The organism is Armatimonadota bacterium (assembly GCA_039679645.1).
In the GTDB taxonomy this organism is placed as follows: domain Bacteria; phylum Armatimonadota; class UBA5829; order UBA5829; family UBA5829; genus UBA5829.
Genome location: JBDKUO010000024.1, coordinates 40753 through 60229 on the forward strand (window position 1 = coordinate 40753; position 19477 = coordinate 60229).

The 19477-nt window shown below is 50.6% G+C and carries 24 protein-coding genes and 1 tRNA gene; 16 read left to right on the forward strand and 9 right to left on the reverse strand.

The genetic code is table 11. The annotated features are described in order from the left end of the window. Window positions 1–21: 21 nt before the first annotated feature. Window positions 22–3240, reverse strand: coding sequence for a type ISP restriction/modification enzyme (locus ABFD83_04810; GenBank protein ID MEN6356389.1), 3219 nt, complete (start codon window positions 3238–3240; stop codon window positions 22–24). Window positions 3241–3428: 188 nt separating this feature from the next. Between ABFD83_04810 and ABFD83_04815 the strand changes: the two genes are divergently transcribed. The 3 genes from ABFD83_04815 to ABFD83_04825 all read left to right on the forward strand — a co-directional run bounded on the left by ABFD83_04815 (window position 3429) and on the right by ABFD83_04825 (window position 6011). Then, window positions 3429–3782, forward strand: coding sequence for a sulfite exporter TauE/SafE family protein (locus tag ABFD83_04815; protein ID MEN6356390.1), 354 nt, complete (start codon window positions 3429–3431; stop codon window positions 3780–3782). A gap of 132 nt (window positions 3783–3914) precedes the next feature. Beyond that, the gene (murJ, locus tag ABFD83_04820) at window positions 3915–5894 is read left to right on the forward strand and encodes a murein biosynthesis integral membrane protein MurJ (GenBank protein ID MEN6356391.1); all 1980 of its coding nucleotides are present in this window, start codon (window positions 3915–3917) and stop codon (window positions 5892–5894) included. A 42-nt stretch (window positions 5895–5936) separates the two neighbouring features. Further along, window positions 5937–6011: transfer RNA gene (locus ABFD83_04825), tRNA-Glu, on the forward strand. On the opposite strand, the gene ABFD83_04830 is transcribed toward ABFD83_04825, so the two are convergent. The 8 genes from ABFD83_04830 to ABFD83_04865 form a co-directional block, all read right to left on the reverse strand. After that, complete coding sequence (locus tag ABFD83_04830) at window positions 5990–7672, reverse strand: recombinase family protein (GenBank protein MEN6356392.1); 1683 nt, start codon at window positions 7670–7672, stop codon at window positions 5990–5992. The genes ABFD83_04825 and ABFD83_04830 overlap by 22 nt on opposite strands. Before the next feature lie 88 nt (window positions 7673–7760). Further along, window positions 7761–8051 (reverse strand): helix-turn-helix transcriptional regulator, encoded by a 291-nt coding sequence (locus tag ABFD83_04835; protein ID MEN6356393.1) that lies wholly within the window; start codon window positions 8049–8051, stop codon window positions 7761–7763. After that, a complete protein-coding gene (locus tag ABFD83_04840) occupies window positions 8048–8410 on the reverse strand; it encodes a type II toxin-antitoxin system RelE/ParE family toxin (protein ID MEN6356394.1) in 363 nt (120 codons plus the stop codon). Before ABFD83_04840 ends, ABFD83_04835 begins: the two co-directional genes overlap by 4 nt. A gap of 135 nt (window positions 8411–8545) precedes the next feature. Continuing rightward, window positions 8546–9202 (reverse strand): thermonuclease family protein, encoded by a 657-nt coding sequence (locus ABFD83_04845; protein MEN6356395.1) that lies wholly within the window; start codon window positions 9200–9202, stop codon window positions 8546–8548. 13 nt (window positions 9203–9215) lie between these two features. Then, entirely contained in the window at window positions 9216–9896 is a 681-nt protein-coding gene (locus ABFD83_04850) for a hypothetical protein (protein MEN6356396.1), read from the reverse strand. A gap of 40 nt (window positions 9897–9936) precedes the next feature. Beyond that, window positions 9937–10437 (reverse strand): ImmA/IrrE family metallo-endopeptidase, encoded by a 501-nt coding sequence (locus ABFD83_04855; GenBank protein MEN6356397.1) that lies wholly within the window; start codon window positions 10435–10437, stop codon window positions 9937–9939. A 189-nt stretch (window positions 10438–10626) separates the two neighbouring features. Further along, window positions 10627–11478, reverse strand: a complete 852-nt coding sequence (dinD, locus tag ABFD83_04860; protein ID MEN6356398.1) for a DNA damage-inducible protein D — start codon at window positions 11476–11478, stop codon at window positions 10627–10629. Between the two features lie 55 nt (window positions 11479–11533). After that, window positions 11534–11959 (reverse strand): hypothetical protein, encoded by a 426-nt coding sequence (locus tag ABFD83_04865; GenBank protein MEN6356399.1) that lies wholly within the window; start codon window positions 11957–11959, stop codon window positions 11534–11536. A 127-nt stretch (window positions 11960–12086) separates the two neighbouring features. Here ABFD83_04865 and ABFD83_04870 point away from each other — a divergent pair, with 127 nt between their 5' ends. The 13 genes from ABFD83_04870 to ABFD83_04930 all read left to right on the forward strand — a co-directional run bounded on the left by ABFD83_04870 (window position 12087) and on the right by ABFD83_04930 (window position 19299). After that, a complete protein-coding gene (locus ABFD83_04870; GenBank protein ID MEN6356400.1) occupies window positions 12087–12293 on the forward strand; it encodes a helix-turn-helix transcriptional regulator in 207 nt (68 codons plus the stop codon). Window positions 12294–12426: 133 nt separating this feature from the next. Beyond that, window positions 12427–12726, forward strand: coding sequence for a hypothetical protein (locus ABFD83_04875; GenBank protein MEN6356401.1), 300 nt, complete (start codon window positions 12427–12429; stop codon window positions 12724–12726). Beyond that, the gene (locus ABFD83_04880; protein ID MEN6356402.1) at window positions 12723–12848 is read left to right on the forward strand and encodes a hypothetical protein; all 126 of its coding nucleotides are present in this window, start codon (window positions 12723–12725) and stop codon (window positions 12846–12848) included. The genes ABFD83_04875 and ABFD83_04880 overlap by 4 nt, the downstream gene beginning before the upstream one ends. Window positions 12849–12927: 79 nt before the next feature. Beyond that, the gene (locus ABFD83_04885) at window positions 12928–13323 is read left to right on the forward strand and encodes a hypothetical protein (GenBank protein ID MEN6356403.1); all 396 of its coding nucleotides are present in this window, start codon (window positions 12928–12930) and stop codon (window positions 13321–13323) included. Then, the gene (locus tag ABFD83_04890; protein MEN6356404.1) at window positions 13323–13670 is read left to right on the forward strand and encodes a hypothetical protein; all 348 of its coding nucleotides are present in this window, start codon (window positions 13323–13325) and stop codon (window positions 13668–13670) included. Before ABFD83_04885 ends, ABFD83_04890 begins: the two co-directional genes overlap by 1 nt. 1 nt (window position 13671) lies before the next feature. Continuing rightward, complete coding sequence (locus ABFD83_04895) at window positions 13672–13878, forward strand: hypothetical protein (protein ID MEN6356405.1); 207 nt, start codon at window positions 13672–13674, stop codon at window positions 13876–13878. Continuing rightward, the gene (locus tag ABFD83_04900) at window positions 13878–14177 is read left to right on the forward strand and encodes a hypothetical protein (protein MEN6356406.1); all 300 of its coding nucleotides are present in this window, start codon (window positions 13878–13880) and stop codon (window positions 14175–14177) included. Before ABFD83_04895 ends, ABFD83_04900 begins: the two co-directional genes overlap by 1 nt. Continuing rightward, window positions 14161–14853 (forward strand): hypothetical protein, encoded by a 693-nt coding sequence (locus ABFD83_04905; GenBank protein ID MEN6356407.1) that lies wholly within the window; start codon window positions 14161–14163, stop codon window positions 14851–14853. The genes ABFD83_04900 and ABFD83_04905 overlap by 17 nt, the downstream gene beginning before the upstream one ends. A 72-nt stretch (window positions 14854–14925) precedes the next feature. Next, entirely contained in the window at window positions 14926–15279 is a 354-nt protein-coding gene (locus tag ABFD83_04910; GenBank protein MEN6356408.1) for a hypothetical protein, read from the forward strand. 4 nt (window positions 15280–15283) lie between these two features. Next, the gene (locus tag ABFD83_04915) at window positions 15284–15688 is read left to right on the forward strand and encodes a hypothetical protein (GenBank protein ID MEN6356409.1); all 405 of its coding nucleotides are present in this window, start codon (window positions 15284–15286) and stop codon (window positions 15686–15688) included. Between the two features lie 211 nt (window positions 15689–15899). Continuing rightward, window positions 15900–18287 carry a phage/plasmid primase, P4 family gene (locus ABFD83_04920; protein MEN6356410.1) on the forward strand — a complete coding sequence of 796 codons (2388 nt, stop codon included), beginning with the start codon at window positions 15900–15902 and terminating at the stop codon, window positions 18285–18287. 329 nt (window positions 18288–18616) lie between these two features. Then, on the forward strand, window positions 18617–19060 hold the full coding sequence (locus ABFD83_04925) for a hypothetical protein (protein MEN6356411.1): 444 nt from the start codon (window positions 18617–18619) through the stop codon (window positions 19058–19060). Window positions 19061–19104: 44 nt separating this feature from the next. Then, a complete protein-coding gene (locus ABFD83_04930; GenBank protein MEN6356412.1) occupies window positions 19105–19299 on the forward strand; it encodes a hypothetical protein in 195 nt (64 codons plus the stop codon). Window positions 19300–19477 lie beyond the last annotated feature (178 nt).

The window sequence follows — 19477 nt, forward strand, 5'->3', positions numbered from 1 at the left end:
ATTTATTTGATAGCATGGCGCTCAAGTTATAGGAAACCCGCCGTATTCTTCAATCGCCTTGTCTATATCTTCCATCAGGCGAATTGTATTGCCAAGCGCGGCGACAATACGCGCGTAATGAAGCAGATCGTCATATGAGAGTTTGCGATCTTTGCGATCCTTGAGCCATTTCTGGCAGACCTGATATCCGCCGACATGGAAGCCCCAGACTTCCGGCGGCACATTCTCGAAATACTGCGTATCGTTTATCCAGACTCTGCCGATTTGGGCTCCCTGCCCCGGTTCGGTATATCGAACACGCTCAACAACATCTGTCCCCGGCTGGTTATAGGCAGCCGGAGCTTTTCCGGTCTTGTCCATAAGATGCAGAGCAACCAGTTCTGCCCCCAATTCGCACAGCCGAATAAAGAGCGCCGGGTTGCTTGTCAGAGGCAGGCGCGGAAAGTCTATTTTCAAGAACTGGGTGTAGCGCGCTCTGTATGTCGGCGAATGGAACACGGCATACATATAGTCGAACACGTCTTCAGGCCCGAATGTGCTTACGCGGTCTCCCTTGCCGTCAGGAATAAATGTCATGCCGAGCCGTTTTGAGAAATCGGCTATGAACTGATGCGAAAGATTGGGCCGCCTTCTGCCGGGAGAATTTGCATACTCGTCCTCCCAGAGGGTGCCGTTAGACATACGGTCGGGATAAACATATAGAGGGAAGTGATAGTTAACCTCCTTGAGTGATACACTGTGAAGCTGAGTCAGGTCCCTCATGCAGAAAACATGCTCCCAGTCGCGTCCTATCTCCACAGAGCGAGTAGTGCTGATAGCAAGATTGCCTTCTCCGTTGAGCATATGGCGCATCACTTCATCACGTGGTCTACAATGGAATCCTCCAGAATGCCCTGTGTAATACGTATAACGGATATCAAATGGGCGATAATTAATGCGAACTAAATGTTTCCGCATGGGTCCACTCTCGACCACATCTTTTTGCGCAAGAGGCACTTTCCAGTCATGTGTATCCGCACCTAACGAGTAACGCCTGCGTGCCTGCTCGGCATCCATTGAAATAAAATCCTGCACAACCTGCCAGATATCATCCTCTGTCCAGCAAATCGAAAACGAATCACGAGCCGTTGCGATACCAAGACTGTTGAGCACATATATGCTTGGGATGCTCCAGCACTTTTCATATTCCTCACGCAGTTTGTCGTCTTGTGAAGCAAACATATGAAATGGCGCGGAGGGCGCGGTTTCAGTCCACTGCGTAGTTGGGATGCTGTTTTCTGACAGCCATTCATATTTCTCGTGCCGCTTTCCCCAAAGATCAAAATGCCTTACTTTGCACTCGTGCTTACCCTTGTGAGGCCTCTTGACGAATATCCCTATAGCCACACCTTGTTGAATATCAAATACGTTTTCGTCCTTTGACCCGTCAGGGCAGTGCTCTTTCTTCTTGCTGTTGCCGTGTAGGTCCAAAACATATATATCATCAAACGTGTTCATCAGGCTTTGGCGCATGCCCCGGAAAGTCGGGTTGTCCAGATAGCCATGATTCGAGATATAGGCGAGAACGCCATGGCCTGTCTGCTCTATTCGCCACTGCGCAAAACGTATGAACTTTACATAGTCATCATTCAGCCACTTGGGGTTTTTCTCGCCCAGCGGCTTGCCGTCAACTTGAAAATAGCTCTCGGTCGGCTTGCCGGTAAGCGTGTCCTTGCCGTGCAGGAGGTCGTTTATCCACTGGCCCTTGTTCGCCGAATGGCCTGAATACGGCGGGTTTCCCAAAACTACCATCACCGGCACGTCTTTCTTTACCCTGCTTGCCGCGTTTGCTTCTTCAACAATAAACTGAGAGAACAGGCTGTGCCCGGCGTATTTTTCGGCCTCTTCAAGAGTGTTGGTGAGATAGACATGCAGCCTTTCGTCCGCCTCGAAATCGTAACCCGTTTCCTGGAGCTGCAGACCGAGCTTCATGTGCGTGACGGCATACGGAGCCATCAACAGTTCAAAACCGTGTACCCTCGGAAGCAGATGATCGCGCACATAACCCGACCACATCCCCTGATTGCCCGCCAACGATTCATGTATTAGATCTATCACGCCATGCAGGAATGTTCCCGTGCCCGTCGCCGGGTCCAGTATCTGGACCTTGTGGACTTCGCGTTCCTTATCCCCATTCTTCAGCTTGACCTTTGCGGGATCGGCCAGCCCACCGGGCAGTTCGAAATCCGTTTTCAGTATATGATCGACGCTGCGCACTATATACGATACCACCGGCTCTGGAGTGTAATATACGCCTCTGGCTTCCCGCATTTTGGGGTCGTATTCCGCCAGAAAAGTCTCGTAGAAGTGAACTACCGGGTCTTCCTGTCGCGTGCGCTTACCGAAATCCTGAAGTATCCTCTCCATATCCGCATGGGCAAGCAGGTTCGCCACATCATCCACCGCCCAGGCTATCCTATCGTCAAGGTCATAACCGGCAATGTGCTGAAACATCTTGCGTAAAAAGGGGTTTGTTTTCGGAAGGTCATACGCCGCGTCTTGACGGGTAAAGTGCGCGCCATTGGACGTGTTGCATCGCGCTGCGAACAAACCGTAGCAGATCGTCTGCGCATACATATCAGCGAATTGTTCTTCGGTCAGGTCGTGGAGCAGAGTTTCGCGAAAACCGTCAAGCTGTGAATGGAGCGAGCCGCTATCGGACTCCCGAGACAAAGCCTTGGTAATGGTTTCACGGATCAGCCGGGCGATATGCGCCATTCGCTGGGCAAGTTCGCGAGGATTGGCCACTGTGGGAGTTTGAGTTTCAAGAAATGCCCTGACAATCTCAACAACTTGTTTGCTGCCATCGGGATCCTCACGGAGCTTACCATTTATATCGAATGTGGCAAGTCGTGCAGCGGCGCGCCGTTCCTTACCGACATACCACCGAAATTCCAGATAGTCTGTAAGAATGAGATTTCCGAGGCTTTCCTGATATCTGGAAAGCTGTTCACTTCGCTCGGCTTCATCCAACGACCTGCCGATGTCCTTGGTCTCAATGTAACCCAGCGGCGTGTGGCCCTTTGTGACAATCAAATCCGGTGCGCCGCAGTCGATGCGCCTGGGTTCATTTGTCGCCATAATGCCGGGATGAATGCTCTCGACAAACGCCTTCAGAGCCGGACGATGAGTATGTTCGGTCGAATCGCCTCTAGCAAGGCTGTTGCCGACGGTATGCAAATAGTCGATAAGGACTGTCATATGCTCAACTTCTACACTTAATGTATATTTTCCTGTCGAACTAAAAGCAATCGGGCTAAGGTTTCGAGCTTTTGAGCGCTGCGGGTTCGCGGAAGACTGATTGGCTCTACCAATGAACAGCCTTTTGGAGTATTCTATAGTAGGCTTTAGGTCCATTGCGGCATAAGGGGTATGATAAATTGGCAACTGTGCTATCTTTTTCAATTCTTGGGTTTTTGGCAGGGATATTAAGTGGGTTGATCGGCATTGGCGGAGCGACGCTGGTCATACCTGCTTTGGTTTATTTTTTCAAGTTTTCGCAGCACAAGGCTCAGGGTACTACTCTCGCAATGATGATTCCGCCTATAGGGTTTCTGGCGGCCTATGCGTATTATAAAGCCGGTCAAGTAGATATTAAAGTTGCCGCCATCCTGGCAGTTGGTTTCTTTGTTGGCGGGTACCTTGGTGCGAGGCTCGCAACCGGGGTCCCGGATCATGTGCTGAAAAAAATGTTCGGAGTGTTCCTGCTGATTGTTTCGCTCAGGATGATAATCAGCAAGTAAGCATAACCTGGGAACCGGCCCGGCTGTCCAAGCGTATCTACAGAGGGCAAAAAAGTGGCCCGCCGAATGTTCGACGGGCGAAGAATGTAACCACACACTCTTTCGAAGGAGAATCATTAAGACCTGTTGCATATGGTGTGCCAATCAGGCATGCCGGGCGATAATCAGGTTCTTATACCGGTATTTATGGCGTCACACCAGTCTTTTAAGAAAGCCGCCGGGCTCATGCTCGTGGCGGTGCTGCTCAGCCGTTTTCTCGGTCTGATCCGAGACATGATCATTGCGCATCAGTTCGGCCAGACAGGGCCGACGAGCGCATACATTTCCGCATTTAACCTGCCTGACCTGCTTTACTTTTTCCTTTCAAGTGGAGCTCTCTCGGCTGCGTTTATACCGGTCTTTACCGAACGCTTCAGCACCGGCAGGCAAAAAGAGGCATGGGAAATTTTCAGCATCATAGCCTGCTTTATGGGTATTGTCCTGGGCGGCGCTGTAATACTGTTTTGGATATTTGCGAAGCCGCTGGTATGTGTGCTGGCGGTCCCTGGGTTTGTAAAGCACCATCCCGAGCTTATTCCATTGACAACTCTCCTGACGCGCATCATTCTGCCATGCCAGCTATTCTTCTTCCTTGGCGGATTGATGATGGCATCGCTGCAGTCCAGGCAGGAGTTTCGCGCCACGGCAGCCGGGCCGGTGATCTACAACATCGGCATTATTTTCGGCGCTTTGGTGCTCAGCCATTGGTTCAACATTGCCGGTGTCGCTATAGGTACACTGATCGGCGCATTTGCAGGCAACATCGTTTATGCGTATTATTGGATGCGCAAGCTCGGGTTTGAGTTCCATCCCAGTTTGAACCTGCGGCATTCGGGCGTTATTAAGATTGCACAGCTTGCCCTGCCCGTGGTGTTTGGGCTGGGCCTTCCACAGATCGATGTTATTATCAACCGCTGGTTCGCCAGTTTCGTCTCTGCTTCGTCTCCGGCCGCGCTCAACAATGCCAATCGTCTGATGCAGGTGCCGCTCGGCATTTTTGCCCAGGCAGCAGGCACGGCTATACTTCCATTGCTTGCTACCTACGCCGCCAAGCATGCCTACGATGACATGCGCAGCGGCATAGCTTATGGAGTGCGCGCGATCATGGTCGAGAGCATTCCGTCGATGATGTTTATGATAATAATGGCCGACCCACTGGTGCGCACGGTCTATATGTCCGGTAAGTTTGGACCCGCCAGCGTCGGCACGGCAGCAATACCGCTGATTTATTACTCTCTCGGGATATTTGCCTGGGCAGGCCAGGCGATTGTGGCACGCGGGTTCTTTGCGCTGCAGGATACAATTACACCAGTTGCAACAGGCACTGTCGCCACTATCATTTTTATACCGATCAACTACATTCTCATGCGTAAGATGGGAACCGGCGGTATTGCACTCGCCACTACTATAGCCGTCTCGCTGCATTTCTTTGCCTTGGTATGGTTCCTGCGCAAAAAGCTTCATGGGCTCGAAGGCGGCAGTATTCTGAAGACCGTCGGGCGCATTATTGTTGCCGCCGCAGTGATGGGTGTTGTATGTTTTGGGGTGCGCCTGGGCATGTCCCGATTGGTCGGCTCGTGGCAGCTTCAGGATGGCGATATAAGCAGGCCAGTCGCATTTGCTCGCACACTTCAAGAGGGCAGCACACCAATGTCGGCGTATTTGTATTCCAAGCTGTCATCTGACGCAAAGCGCAACCTAAATACTGCCGATGGTCGCCTTGAGATGATGCACGATCTGAATATGGTCATCAAGAGCGGCAGCGTTTCACCTCAAGATGCGAAGCTATCGCCCAAACAGAACAGGCGGAGTCTTGAGTCGGCGTATCCGAGTTTTATAGTCAAGCGCCCAATCGGCCGTGTCGAAAGCAAGATGGGCTCTTTCCTGACCGTGCTGGCGGCTATGTTCATTGGCGGTGGGGTATATCTTGTGCTTCTCAGGCTGCTCAAGGTCAACGAACTCGACTACCTCTGGAGCGGCCTGCGGAAAAAGCTCTTCAAGCGACCGGGTGGTGGAGACAGCGGCGCGAGTGTGCAATCTCCCGAGCCGCTCACAGTCCAGGAACCTGACTAGCTATTGATCAACACTTCCTGTTTTGGTATAATAACAAAGCGCGGTCCCATGGTGCATCGGTTAGCACACGGCTCTTTCAAGGCCGGGAGAGGGGTTCAACTCCCCTTGGGACCGCCACCGATATGTATATTTGCGAGCGCTCGGGGGTCTATTAGGTTACCTTCGAGCGTTTTTGTTTCTGAATCTGCCTTTATTTCTACAACAAGCTTCTTCAAGATCGATCTTCTTTGTGCGAAATCCGTCGACACAGCCGCTTCAGTTACCTCGTCCCTAAATTGCCTGAGTCTGTCAATATCCACCTTGGCAGGCTTCTCGACATCATTTACTCGCCGCAGTCGCTCAAGTGATGCCGATGTATCATTGATGCGCTGCTTCAGTTCATCACTGCTCTGAACGCTACCGGCAACATCGAGCAAATTCGAGAGTTGTTTTTCAAGACGCTTAGCTTCGCACTTTCGCTCGGCGGAGGTGTCTGTGAAAGCACTCCAATAATCATCGATCTGGCAATTCATTTCATCCGCCCATTGCTGAAGCTTTGTAGGATCGTCCGGCATACGGGCAAGTATCTTGCTGAATATTAAGTTCTCGATTGTGTCTCTTGGAATATTCCACGCTGGCCCACAATCCGCACCGCGTCGATAGAGATGTGAACCACAGGCATAGTAATCTCCTGATTTACGCTTTATACCAGCATAGTTTGCACTACAGAGTTTACATTTCAACAGACCACCCGAAAGCGCAAAACGGGATTCTTCTCCTTTACGGCCAGGTTTGGGTTTGCTTCTGTTATCTACCATCTTTCTAATGTCGTCACACTCCTGTTCCGTGATGATGGCAGGGTGGGCATCCGGGACAACGACCCATTCGGATGGATCGCGCTGCCGCCGATTATTGCGGTCCGTGCAGTCCTCGCGGTTCCAAAATGCGGTACCAGCATATTGATATAACCGCGTCCAGTCGCCAATGAGCCCCTGAACGGTTGTATGACTCCACGCCGCTCGCTTGCTCGGAGTAGGAACGCCTGCACTGGTTAGTTTGGCGGCTATCGTATCATATCCGAGGTGCTGCCCAAGTCGCCAGTCCAAGAGCATAGTTTTTGCCCATTGCCACACAGGCTTGCCTGCAACTATCGTGTCATCGAGAACCCAGATAGCCTTGTAGATGTCAGTATGTTTAGCTGATCTGCCGATCTTAAGCCGTTGCTTTTTGTATCCCCACTGCGCCCATCCGCCGTTCTTGTAGGCCCATCCGGTCTCAGGGTCCCGCTGCTCGAAGTTGGTTTTCATATTCGGAATGACGACGTTCCTCAGCTTGATAGAGAAGAGGCGGTTCAGCGACCAGGTGAGAGGCATCATTATAGCGCCGGTCTCGCTATCCGGGTCGTAATAGCCCTCTTCAGCCGACTCTATGCGGACGCCGTGACGGAGGAGATCACGCTGGATAGTTTGGGCGTTATCGCCGCGGCTGAACCTGTCATAACGCCATACGAGCACGACTGTTGTGTGCGGGTCGTCCTTGGCATCTCTAAGGAGTCTCTTCCATCCGACGCGCAGATCGTCATCCTTGAAAGCCGATATACCAAGGTCCTCATACCACTGGACAATCTCATAGCCGCGTTCACGGGCGTATGCCTCAATCCGCTTGCGCTGTGTCTCGGGGCTGATGTTCTTTTCGGCGGAGCGCTCGTGGCTGACGCGTACGTAAGCCCGGGCGCGCTCTTGCTGGAGAGGCTCCTGGTTGTTTTTGTTATGTGAGTTGAGGAGATCGGATAGGGACATTTTTAGCGCGTCTGGATTCAAGTCAAGGTATGACCATAAAGGTCACACCATGCAATATTTAGTGTGAATATTCACTTTCTCGGCGGTATCACCCAATCGACACGTGTAATTTCTTGCCGAGACCTTTTGCCACTTTGTTTAGCAGGCCAATGGACGTGTTCTGCTGCCCGCGCTCTATGCGACTGATGTTACTCTGCTTTGTTCCGACCTTTGCAGCCAGTTCTTCCTGGGTCATACCCCGTTCAAGTCTGGCTTTTATGAGTTGTCGAGCAACTTCATATTCCGGAGCCAGTTCTTCCAATGCGGTGGCGAACTCAGAATCTTCTTCGATTAACTGCTGTCTTATTTTTTTCCAGGGAACACTGGTGGGCTTGTTCATTTTTGTGTCCTCCGTATATAGTCGTCCATGTATTTCTTTGCGATATCCAATTCGTGAGTATCCAATTTCATATCTTTCTTTATATATCCATGGAGCAAAATGAAGCGATTGTGGACCGGTAGAAAGTAGAATATACGTGATATATCACTGGCAAACTTCGTTCTAAGCTCCCACAAACCTTTGTATTTTTCACCTTTAATAGCTTTAACGTAGGGCTCTCGCAAATGAGTTCCGAACTCTGCGAGCATGTCAACATCACGGACTGATTTTGCTCGGTGTTTGACGGGAAGTTTACGTTGAAATTCCAATACCGGAATTTTCCCATCTTCTTTTGCATAAAGCTCTACTTCCCAATCCATTATATGCCTCACATTTGATATTATATCACATATGATATGTTTGTCAACTGCTCAATGAAATAAATCAGCTATTGTGTCACCATCCGAGCGCTGCTGAATTGTGCCTGTTCGTCTGCGTGGCATGATACTTCCTTACTATGGCTTGCAAACCTCGCAAGCTCGATATCCGTTCTTTGTAGCCTCTGCTCGGCTGATTGATGTAACCTTTGAGTCCCGGATCGTTCGGCAGTCCCGGCGGTGGTAACAATGGCCACTCTTGGCTATGTATACGGAGCCGACAACAGCCTGCTTTTTCGGCTGCTCAGTCGGCTCGTCAATACTCTTACCTCTGTGCTGCGCTCTGAACTCCCATGGCGGGATTGGCTCGCTCTTTGCCCACAGGCCGAGTTTTGCCGACTTCGCCGAAGCCTCGTTCCTTGGTAGCACCGTCGATTTTGGCGCGTATTCTTTCCACCACCAGGCCATACCCATGGCCACGAGCTTTTGGTTCAGGTTAATCCTGCCCGGCAGGATCACGACAGCCACAACGCGGTTATCCCTATCCTTGCTTACAGGTTCAACGGCAACCTGTTTATTCAGCGCCAGTTCGGATGTTGCCTTGGTGGCCTCGGAGCCGAATTCCTGACTCTTTTCCGGGCAATCTATGCCGAACAGGCGAACATGCTCGATTGTCTGGCCGCGCTGCACTTCTATTGTGTCACCGTCCAGAATACGCAGGACCGTGGCGGCGTAGGGGCGCGGAGCGCAGGGTGCGGGAGAGCAGCAGAATGGTAAAACGCAGAGGAATAGCATTCCTCTTGAAATATTACTGGTATGAATCGGCATCGCCTGATAATAAACTCTCTGGGCTAGTATCCGAAAAGCGTAGATCATCAAGTTCCCAAGTATCTTTATTTTCCTTATAGGTAAGCCTGCACAAATAATAATTGCGTATCATTGCACCAAAGCTGTTTTCAGAGTTCACTTCCGAGATTACTATATAAGTGCCAGGGCCATCGTGATGCACAATAACGCCATCTGAATCACTATCTTCTTCATAAGTTGGAAACTTAGCTGTTGAAGGAGATTTTAAGTTGCGTTCAACAAAGACCTGAGACATAATAAATGCATTTTCTTCGTTGTTTTTAGATTCACTACCAGTTGACGTAGACAAGAAAAGCCAAATCAATAATATCACTGTGCCTGCAATTATCCCCGAGCATACATTTCTTTTCAACGGAGAGACTTGACATTGTCCCGATTTTGTATTCATTTGCACCGTGGGTGTTGCAGGAGTCGAGCAAGTCTTTTGGTTGTTTTGTATGTTGACTTGTCCAGTATACTGACTTCCAGATTGCGTGCTTGCCAAGAACCAGCCTGGATATTGTGGATTCGTTTGTATGTTAATAATAGGTGAGGTGATAGCTTCTTGGCCATTCAGCAGGATATGGCATCTCTCGCCTACACGCGGGATTTCTAAAAACACAACCTCAATGAATTGACTCACCGTTCTCCTCCTGGTAGGAGAACCTGAAACTGCTGGGTTCTCAGTAATGTGTTGGTATTAATCTTGGTTTGTATGCAAGCCCGAGTTCTTGCAATCTCCGCCGCATAGCAGATATGCTCACATCGAACCTGGCGGCTAATGTGCCGGTCTTATCGTACCGGTCCGGGTGACCGAGGTCTGATGCCTGCTCGCGGACCATATCGGCGGGCATAAGCAGCTCTGTTGCAAATTGATCGCATAGCCGCTCCATCCACCGTGGCAGATCGACAGTGTATTTGTGGCCGGTCGCCTGGCCGATGATATGATGCCCGATCTCGTGCGCCAAAGTAAAGCGTAGTCGTGATTGTGGGATATAGTTATTCAGCCCGATCACGCTGACTCCAGGAACATAGTAGCCCGGCACTTGCACACAGGATTCTATGCTCTCTATATTCAGGCCGAGGTGGTCACAAACACAATGCAGATCACACGGAAGCTCAAGTCCTAAATGGCTCCACGCGCTCTGTGTCCACCGCCGGATTGTATACTCATCGACAAACACTACCTACTGCCTACTACACTGACTTACAAAGGTACCGTCATCATGACGGTACCTTGAGACTAAAAGCCTAACTGCTTAGCGATATATTCTTCGCCTGCTTTAGCAAACATATCGTTCCAGCTTTTGAACCGCGTTGTCTTGAAAACGTGGTCGTCTAGTGTCGTATCAGGCAACGCCGCAAATACGGGGTTACTGATCTCCTGCGCTGGGCAATTTGCCAATTTGTTTTTCCAGTTTCTTAGTGCTTTCCTCCGGAGTCGGCAAGTCTTCGGGCATAGTGCCACCGAGTTCTTTGATGGTTTGGCGAACCTTACGGCCAACTTGGAAATGTGTGGTGTTTGCGTTTAACTTGCCCTTAACATTCTCCCTGCGTAGTTTTTCCTCCGTCTGTGTAGCACGAAACAGATTAGCTGCCAATTCAGTACTGCCCATATGATCAAGAATCTGTTGGCTTTTCTTCAGCCCTTTGTGCTGGTGAATGCCTTTGGCGTCAAGTCCGCCGTAGAGTCCTTTGTAACCATGATTCTGGAAAACTGCAAAATCCAGAGTGGTTTCTACGCCCGCCTGCTGAGCCGCCTCCACGAGTTGCTTGTTATGCTCTTTCAATTCATTACGCAGGAATAGGCGCTTTTCATCCTCTTGAAGGCGTTGGAACGCTTCATCATCAGCAAGTTCCTGCCGCCTTGTTTGAATGGCAAAATATGCTTGCCCATTGGCAATGATTGGTTTAGACGGATCGCCATTCTGGACAATGAGATAGCATGCATAACGAGTTAATGCTACATCAGCTATTTCGCGTTGGGTGCCTGAACCAATATCAACCTTTTTGCTGAAGTCAGCAAAATGGTCTTCGACACGTTGTCCTGCATTTGCGCAGGCAGTCTTGGCCTTTGCAATAACTTGTTCGAAGTTCCGCCACTGGCTATAGTCGAGAGCAACCTGCAGATCGCGCGCAAGCCAATAATCAATGCCATTATGAGTAACCTGCTTCAGGCTTTCAAATGTCTGATAATGCTTTTTCTCGATGTCTTTATTGCTCAATAGTATTCCCCTATCTTTAGGAGAACCTATACTGCTCGGCTCTCAGTTTGTTTTTTTAGTTCTGAAACTTCTTAGCGTATTTCTCCCGGATTCGCTCAAGCTCTTTTTCCACCTCGGCATCAACCATCTCTTTGGCTTTGCCTTGTAGATTTTGTGGCATATCGCGGAAAAGAACCTGACCAGCCGCTTTGACGGGATCGGATTCTTGCCAGTCTGGCGGGACCGGAAATCCTCCGGCCTCTAAACATTCAATAGCTTCTTCTCTAGGAAAATGTTCAAGAAAAGCAAGTGCTGTTGTGTATTGAGGGAGTTTGCCAGCAGTCCACTCAGAAATATATGTGCGCGTTACAGCACCACCTGTCTTGGTTTCTGCTCCACGTAATGTCAGTTTATGTTTGTTTAACAGCGAACGTATCGCGGCTCCCCATTTTTCGTTTGTTTGTGGCATACGCATACCTTCTGTGATGTCAACTGTTGACATTATACATTCCATAAGTGCCTGAGAACAAAAAATCCTAAAAAAATACGGCAACAACTGTTGACACACATCAATAATGATGGTATAACTATGAGTGGCAACAACAGTTGACACATCGGAGGAAGCGCTTATGAATGGTTTCGATATTCTCAAGGCTCGCAAGCAAACAGGAGTTTCCCAGTCTGACCTTGCTGATGCTCTTGGTTTCCAAGGTGGCCGTGGCGGACTCACTGATATCGAAAACGGCAATATTGATGTCACTGCAGACTGGGCGCTAAAAGCAATAGCCCTTGTTCAGCATATTTCAGAACAGAAGAAAGTTAACCAAGCCGCCTAAGAACGCAAAATGGCCCGGGCCTATTGCGGCTCCGAGCCTATAACTGCATCCAACATTATGCTTAATTGTATAACATTTTGACTAAAAGCTCTACTGGTAGAAATACCAGGATTTTGATGTTGAGACTATAAATATGCGCAAACCGCTGAACCTAACAATTGATTTTGTTGAACCCAAGCCGATCACGGTCACCAGCCGGATCACAGGCGAAACGCGCCAGGTGGAGCGGACGTTTCCCGATCTGGCTATCGACCTGGCGGGTGCGATCTGTCCGGAGATCGCGGCTCTGGTGGATGCCGTGCGCGATACGCCGTTCGCGCTTGCTCAGGCTCGCAGAGCGCTTGAAGAGGATATGGACCCGGCTGAGGTAGCGAAGCAGAGGGAGATCGCAAATCTGAGGCGGCGGCTGGCGGAATTGGAGGGAGTGGTATGATAGGCGATTTTGTTTGTTTAGTTATCGGGGGTGTAGTCATAGCAGTTCCGCTGATAATTGCAGCTTATTTCGCGGACAAGGAGGCTCTTCGCGATGGAATCGATCTTTCATCTGATGATTAGGGCTGAAGCGATGTGGGCGCAGATGATATGGGAGTTAATAAAAGCAGCTAACAGCAGATGCTGGGGGGGGTGAACAAGAATGAAGAATGCTAGGCAAGACCAAAACTACTTCGATATGACAGAACCGCAACGAGCTGTCTATCACGCCAACGAGCGAAAAGAGTGTGCTAAGGCCGCTTTGAATGCCAACACGATTGTTGCAGAGTTAAACCGCACAATCTCTCGCAGAGAATCCGCAATAATGGCAGACGTCTGCGCTGAGCAAAATGGTGACGGCAAACCAGTGTATTCAAATGACGCTGCCCGCAAGGCTGAAAGGGATCGACGTATTGAGTCGGACGCGGTAATCGTTGCTGCTCGCGAAGAGCTTGAAAAGAAGCAATTGTTGGCTCAGGAAGCGAGTATAGATGCTGCTTATCACACCGATATGCTCAGGATATACTGCGCATTCGCACAGTCCACGGAGGTGGCGTGATGGCTCACTATGACCCCGATTTTCCTCTCGACGATGAAGCAGGCGAAATGCTGCCGGTTTTCATTCTTGCCAGTCGCCCGGGAGCACCAGTCACGATTAATCACCCAATGTATCGTCAGATTGTCGTATCGCAGGAAGAGGCATGGGATATCGCATTAGCGTTGGTTGCGACCGCCTCATCCGGGCGCACCATCGATCACCACGTGCGGAAATACGGCAACCAGATTGTGCTCACAGTTGAGCGTGCCCGACAGGCATATACACCTGGTGAGGCGCTCACATTATCTCAACAGATCAGCGCAGCGTTACAGGTATATCGAAACCAACATCTACAGGAGGTGGCGTGAATTGAGTAACTTGACCAATATGCTTCAGCGTGAAGTGACGAAGCTCGAAGTTCGCATTATGAACAAGAAACAGCGGCTTGAACAGGACCAGGTTTCCTTGGAAGTCCTTGAGGCCGATCTTGTCCTCTGGAAAAACAAACTCAAGGAACTGGAAGCTGATGAGACCAAGCGTGCGGCTCGGATATCAGAAAATACCGAGGCGGCGTGATGATCATCACAGCGGTAGGTCCCAGACGAATCGAACGCACAGCCGATTCGGAGCGCATCATCCGAAGCGATGAAGTGCTGTGGGCCTACACGCTCAAGCAAATCGATGCTACTCACTGGCTGGTGAGTCATCCCGTTGATGATGAGCGCAAATACATCGTCGACACTGATCTTCTGGAGTGTTCCTGTATGGACTTCCTTTGTCGGATGGACTACGAACAGAAGCTGTGCAAGCACCTGATAGCGGTCCAGCGGCACATACGACTTGTGGGAGGGCTGATTGATGGCAGTCCGGCTTGAGACCCTGCAGTTTGGTTATGCCGAACTGCTTACGACTGACAGGCCCTGTCCGCACTGCGGGCAGCCTATGAAGCATTTGTATGACCCAGAATTAGGGCAGCCATATGCCCAATGTCAGAACCCAGAATGCGAATATCTCAGACAGCGAAGTCCGCTAATGGACAGATTAAAAGAGATCAGAAAAGGAGCTAAAGACATGCCGGTAATTACAGCGAAAGAAACACAGTTCGAGATGATCCCGGAGGCAAAGTATCTATTTCAGATTGTCGACATCGAATCGGACACAGGTCAATACGGACCGCAGTTCAAGATCAAGTGCGAAATCGTCAAGCCTGATGAGGTCGAGGATGTTGAAACAAAAGGCAAGTCGATAAACGTGCTGACTTCTCAGAAAATCTCTGGCGGAGACAAGCCCTCCAACCTGTCAAAAGTGGTAACGGCTGCGTTTGGTCGCGAGATCGACTACGCAGGTGGAGAGCAGATAGACACTGACGATTTGATCGGTCGTCGATTCTTCGGTATGGTCGGACATGTGTCTAAAGGCGAGAAAACCTACGCCAACATACTTAGTTATTCGCCATACAAGAAGCAGTCTGTTATGCCGGTCGGCGGCGGTGAGTTCGCAGTCGGCGAGAGCAAGAGTAAAGACGATGACGATCCGTTCGAGGATGAATAGGGTCAGCGAGGTGAGGCCCGGCCACAGTGGTCGGGCCATTATTTGCACCACGAAGCGGGGGAGCGTAAAACGATGAGCGAATTCGAGTCACCAAAAGAACGCAGGGAGCGCCTGCGCAGAGAAGATCAACAGAGGCTGATCAAAATCTGGCAAGAGAGGTTTCCGGTAGGGGCACAAGTAGCTGTATCCGGCCATTATCCGTCGTTCAAGACAATAACTGATATGTATGGGGGAAAAGCGAAAGTCGCCAGGCCGGATGACATTTACTTCCTACGGGGCAAGTTCGGGCGAATCGAAGCTGTGGTTTTCACATCTGGTGTCGGGTTGTGCATCACAGTGAATATGGACAAGCGAATCAAGGAGCTTGGCGGTATCAGGCAGGTGTCGTTCAAACCGGATCAGCTTCGAGTAGTAAGCGAGGATTAGGAATATGAATATCTATCTTGCAGCAAGATACGGCAGGCGTAAAGAGCTGTGTGGCTATGCTGCACAATTGGCATTTGCGGGCCACCACATAACCAGCAGATGGCACTATGGCAAACACGAGATGACTGAGCCTGGCGCAGATCCGCAGCGCTTTGCAATGGAAGACTGCAATGATCTGTGGGCGGCAGATATGGTGATTTCATTTACCGAGGAACCGCGTTCCGGCCATTCTCGCGGTGGTAGGCACGTAGAGTTCGGAATGGCCGTCATACTCGGCAAAAAGCTGTGTGTGGTCGGATATCGCGAGAATATCTTCCACTGCCTGCCGGAAGTCGCGTTTTTCCAGACCTGGAAAGACTGCCTTGAGAGCTTAACGAAGCATCGAGAAACGGCACGGACTGGAGCATGAGACTCTCTGAAACACAACTTGAAGAGATTCAGCAACGCTATGAGCAAGGTGTTCGATGTGGTATATGGACTACCCTCAATTTGTTGTGGCTGATCCACAAAATACCTTTGCTCATAGCCGACCTGTTGGACAAGAATCGACAATATGTGATGTTTGACTAGGCGGAATTCATTATAGCTTTTATGCAGATTCATGGGGAGTAGGCACAAGGATGGCAGAATCGGTTTATCTGGCGGCACGGCGATATGCCGCAGCGGGGCTGTCGGTAATACCTCTAAAATTGGACGGCAGCAAGGCTCCCGCGGTTGCCTGGGATGCCTACAAAACAGAGATAGCCGACGACCGGACACTGCGCGGGTGGTTCTCGCTCGGCAACCACGGCATAGCAATCATCGGCGGCGCGGTATCCGGCAACCTGGAGAGGATTGACTTCGATCTGCCCGGTTCGTGCAAAGCCTGGGCGGATCTGGCCAAGGAATGCGGCTATGGCGAACTCATAGAGTCATTACCGCTTGTCCGCACGCCCAGGTCGAAGCAGTGCTACCACCTCTACTACAGGTGTGAATCTCCGGTCCAGGGGAACCAGCCGCTTGCCCGGTATCTCGACCCTGACGGCAAGGTAAAAGTCGCCATTGAGACAAGAGGGGAAGGGGGCTATACCATAGCTCCCGGTTCTCCTGTCGAAGTCCACCCGACCGGCAATCCCTATATACTCGTGCGCGGCGATCTGTGCGATATTCCGGTTATAAGTGCTGATGACCGTGAGGCTCTGCTTGAGATAGCGCGCTCATTCAACGAGTATAGGCCCGATGACAAGGTGGCTTCAGCGCGACCGGAACCGGAACGTGGAGGCACTCCTGGCGATGATTACAATGCCCGTGGTGACTGGCGGAATGTATTGCAAGGCCAGGGCTGGTCGCTGGTATGGGGCAAGGGTGAAGTCGAATACTGGCGGCGTCCAGGCAAATCCAAGGGTATATCCGCCACGTGGAACTACAAGGACTCTGAGGTATTCTACGTCTTCAGCACGAATGCCCCACCATTTGAGGCAGAGCGGTCGTATACGCCGTTTGGTATCTACACTACGATTTTGCACAGTGGCGACTACTCAGCCGCAGCTAAGGCGCTTTCCGGCGATGGCTACGGCACGCCTACTGCCTCTGCGACGGTTACACATACGCCGCGTCAAGAGGCAAAGCAGGTCAATGACGCTGATCTGGCATTCTTCGCTCAGACTGACCTCGGAAACGCCGAACGCTTCCTGGCCAGACATGGCGGCGATCTGCTTTATTGCCCGTCGTTCGGAAAGTGGTTCGTTTGGGACAAGATGCGATGGGCAGAAGATGAAACCGGAAAGGTCATACAGCGTGCGGCTCTGACAGTTCGCAAAATGCTCGATGAGGCTCAAACACTCGTCGATGAGTCAGCTCAGAAGAGGCTTTTCAAATATGCCCGGGCATCAGAATCAAATAACAAGATATATGCGATGCTCAATCTAGCTCGAGCCTGGCTCGGAATCAGTTCCGATGAATTGGACTCCGATCCGTGGCTACTTAACTGCAAGAACGGTATTCTGGACCTGCGCAATGGCGAGCTGCTCAAGCATCGGCAAGACAACTATATCACGAAGCTAGTGCCCTGGAATTACGATCCTGAAGCCGAATGCCCGGCATGGTTGGGGTTTCTTGATTCGATATTCCAGGGCAATCAGCACATCATCGACTACATCCAGCGCGCCGTGGGATATGCGCTGACCGGCGTGATCCGTGAGCAGTGCCTGTTCTTCCTTTACGGAGTTGGGTCAAACGGCAAGAGCACATTCCTGAATGTTATTCAGGACGTTCTGGGAGACTATGCCAAGGATACGCCGACTGAGTCGTTGATGGTAAAGCAAAACGACGGCATATCCAACGATATCGCCAGACTCAGGGGTGCACGCTTCGTAACTGCTGTAGAGGCCGAGGCTGATAAGCGTATGGCCGAGAGCCTCGTAAAGCGGCTTACCGGCGGCGACACCATCACAGCGCGCTTTATGCGGCAGGAGTTCTTCCAGTTCCGGGGCACGTTCAAGATATTCCTTGCGACCAACCATAAGCCGGGTGTCAGGGGCACTGACGACGGAATCTGGCGGCGTATCAAAATGATTCCGTTCCTTGTCCGTATACCCGACAGCGAGCAGGACGCTACGCTGCCTGACCGCCTGCGGGAAGAAGCCGAGGGTGTTCTTGCCTGGGCCGTGAGAGGCTGCCGGATTTGGCAAAAACAGGGGCTTGGAGAGCCGGAGGAGGTAACAGCCGCGACCGCAGAATATCGCGATGAAATGGACTTCCTGGGGCCGTTTGTCGCCGACCGGTGTATCTTGCAGGCGACTCAATCTGTTAAGGCGAGCGATCTATACAAAGAGTATCTCGACTACTGCGACGTCAACAAAGACAAGCCCCTCAGTAGCACCAAATTCGGGCGCATGATGATGGATAGACCCGGGATTAGAAAACAGCGTCACAGCTCTGGAAATGGTATCGAGTATTGGGGGATTGGGCTAGGAAAGCTAGGAGCTTGCCTAAGTTATGCGGAGCACAATGAATATGACGAAATATAGAAATTGGCAGCAATCAGGCATTGCATTTAGCCGTTTATACCGAGCACTCAGACCCGTAAAAGTCTATAATTGTCTGAATATTGAAGATTCTGACGATACTCGAAACCCTACAGAAACTGTAGGGTTGTCACGCTCAACTGCAGGGTTCTGTAGGGTTGGTGTACTATGATTGTTACTTTTTTATTTAAGCTCAAATATGAGTAATGACGCTGATAATAGTCAAACCCTACAGAACTATACAGACCCTACAGAATGGCAAACATTGTGATCAAATAACTAAATTAACACAGTATATTCTTTATGGCTTTAGAAAAGGAGAACCGGAACCGATGGGACGATACTTAACAGGCTTACAAAAACGCGGATACAGCGTGCATCTATCGAACAGCAGAAAACTGATCGTGTCACCTAAACTGCCCGGCTATCTACACCGGCAGGTAGTCGATGCAAAAGAGAATATCATCGCTGAACTGCTTGATTTGGAGGCTGTTCCAGAAGTGCCGTCTCCCGTTTCCTCAGGCCGATTCGACGGTTTATCAGAGGCAGAGCTGGACGAGATCGGAGCTGCTTATTCAAAGCTATTCCGCCATGCTGCCCTGCGCGGTTACTCAGCTACCCAGTATTGGGAACCGAATGACCGAAAGCCCGCGAGACCCTATGTTTACTTAGACTTCGGCAGGCTTACTCCTGCAGGCAGCAAGCAGCAAAAGCTCTATATCTGGCCGATAGAGGCTGCTGCGGACGGAGTTGACTACTGCTTGATGCTGGATTAGTGGGACTTACAAAACAATACTGGACACCGAAAAAGGAGGAAGAAATGATATCTGCAATCAATGGGGTCGTCATTATGACCGGTCGAGGTAAAACCGGTAAACGACATATCGTAATGCCGGGCGATATAAGCCTCTGCGGCCGGCAGCGCGGCTTTGTAGGCAAGCTGCGGCCACGAGGCGAGACGAAAGACGGACTGATGTGCAAGGTTTGCCTGCGCAAGGAAAGGGAGCTGATCTGATGGCCAAATACGCTGAGGGAACTAACGTAAGCATTGATCAATCGCAATCTGAGAGGCTGTCTCAAATCCCATTAGCCTTATATACATAATCGACCATATTTGCGTATATTATCTGTGATCGCCAGATTGATACAATCAAACGTTTGATATTAGCAAGATATTGCCTTGCATCGGCATT

Coding starts and splice junctions, on each gene's coding strand:
- ABFD83_04810 (MEN6356389.1), bottom strand. CDS start 3,240: ATGACAGTCCTTATCGACTATTTGCATACCGTCGGCAACAGCCTTGCT.
- murJ (MEN6356391.1), top strand. CDS start 3,915: ATGGTGTGCCAATCAGGCATGCCGGGCGATAATCAGGTTCTTATACCG.
- ABFD83_04830 (MEN6356392.1), bottom strand. CDS start 7,672: ATGTCCCTATCCGATCTCCTCAACTCACATAACAAAAACAACCAGGAG.
- ABFD83_04835 (MEN6356393.1), bottom strand. CDS start 8,051: ATGAACAAGCCCACCAGTGTTCCCTGGAAAAAAATAAGACAGCAGTTA.
- ABFD83_04840 (MEN6356394.1), bottom strand. CDS start 8,410: ATGGATTGGGAAGTAGAGCTTTATGCAAAAGAAGATGGGAAAATTCCG.
- ABFD83_04845 (MEN6356395.1), bottom strand. CDS start 9,202: ATGCTATTCCTCTGCGTTTTACCATTCTGCTGCTCTCCCGCACCCTGC.
- ABFD83_04865 (MEN6356399.1), bottom strand. CDS start 11,959: ATGTCAACAGTTGACATCACAGAAGGTATGCGTATGCCACAAACAAAC.
- ABFD83_04870 (MEN6356400.1), top strand. CDS start 12,087: ATGAATGGTTTCGATATTCTCAAGGCTCGCAAGCAAACAGGAGTTTCC.
- ABFD83_04875 (MEN6356401.1), top strand. CDS start 12,427: ATGCGCAAACCGCTGAACCTAACAATTGATTTTGTTGAACCCAAGCCG.
- ABFD83_04880 (MEN6356402.1), top strand. CDS start 12,723: ATGATAGGCGATTTTGTTTGTTTAGTTATCGGGGGTGTAGTCATAGCA.
- ABFD83_04885 (MEN6356403.1), top strand. CDS start 12,928: ATGAAGAATGCTAGGCAAGACCAAAACTACTTCGATATGACAGAACCG.
- ABFD83_04890 (MEN6356404.1), top strand. CDS start 13,323: ATGGCTCACTATGACCCCGATTTTCCTCTCGACGATGAAGCAGGCGAA.
- ABFD83_04900 (MEN6356406.1), top strand. CDS start 13,878: ATGATCATCACAGCGGTAGGTCCCAGACGAATCGAACGCACAGCCGAT.
- ABFD83_04905 (MEN6356407.1), top strand. CDS start 14,161: ATGGCAGTCCGGCTTGAGACCCTGCAGTTTGGTTATGCCGAACTGCTT.
- ABFD83_04910 (MEN6356408.1), top strand. CDS start 14,926: ATGAGCGAATTCGAGTCACCAAAAGAACGCAGGGAGCGCCTGCGCAGA.
- ABFD83_04915 (MEN6356409.1), top strand. CDS start 15,284: ATGAATATCTATCTTGCAGCAAGATACGGCAGGCGTAAAGAGCTGTGT.
- ABFD83_04920 (MEN6356410.1), top strand. CDS start 15,900: ATGGCAGAATCGGTTTATCTGGCGGCACGGCGATATGCCGCAGCGGGG.
- ABFD83_04925 (MEN6356411.1), top strand. CDS start 18,617: ATGGGACGATACTTAACAGGCTTACAAAAACGCGGATACAGCGTGCAT.
- ABFD83_04930 (MEN6356412.1), top strand. CDS start 19,105: ATGATATCTGCAATCAATGGGGTCGTCATTATGACCGGTCGAGGTAAA.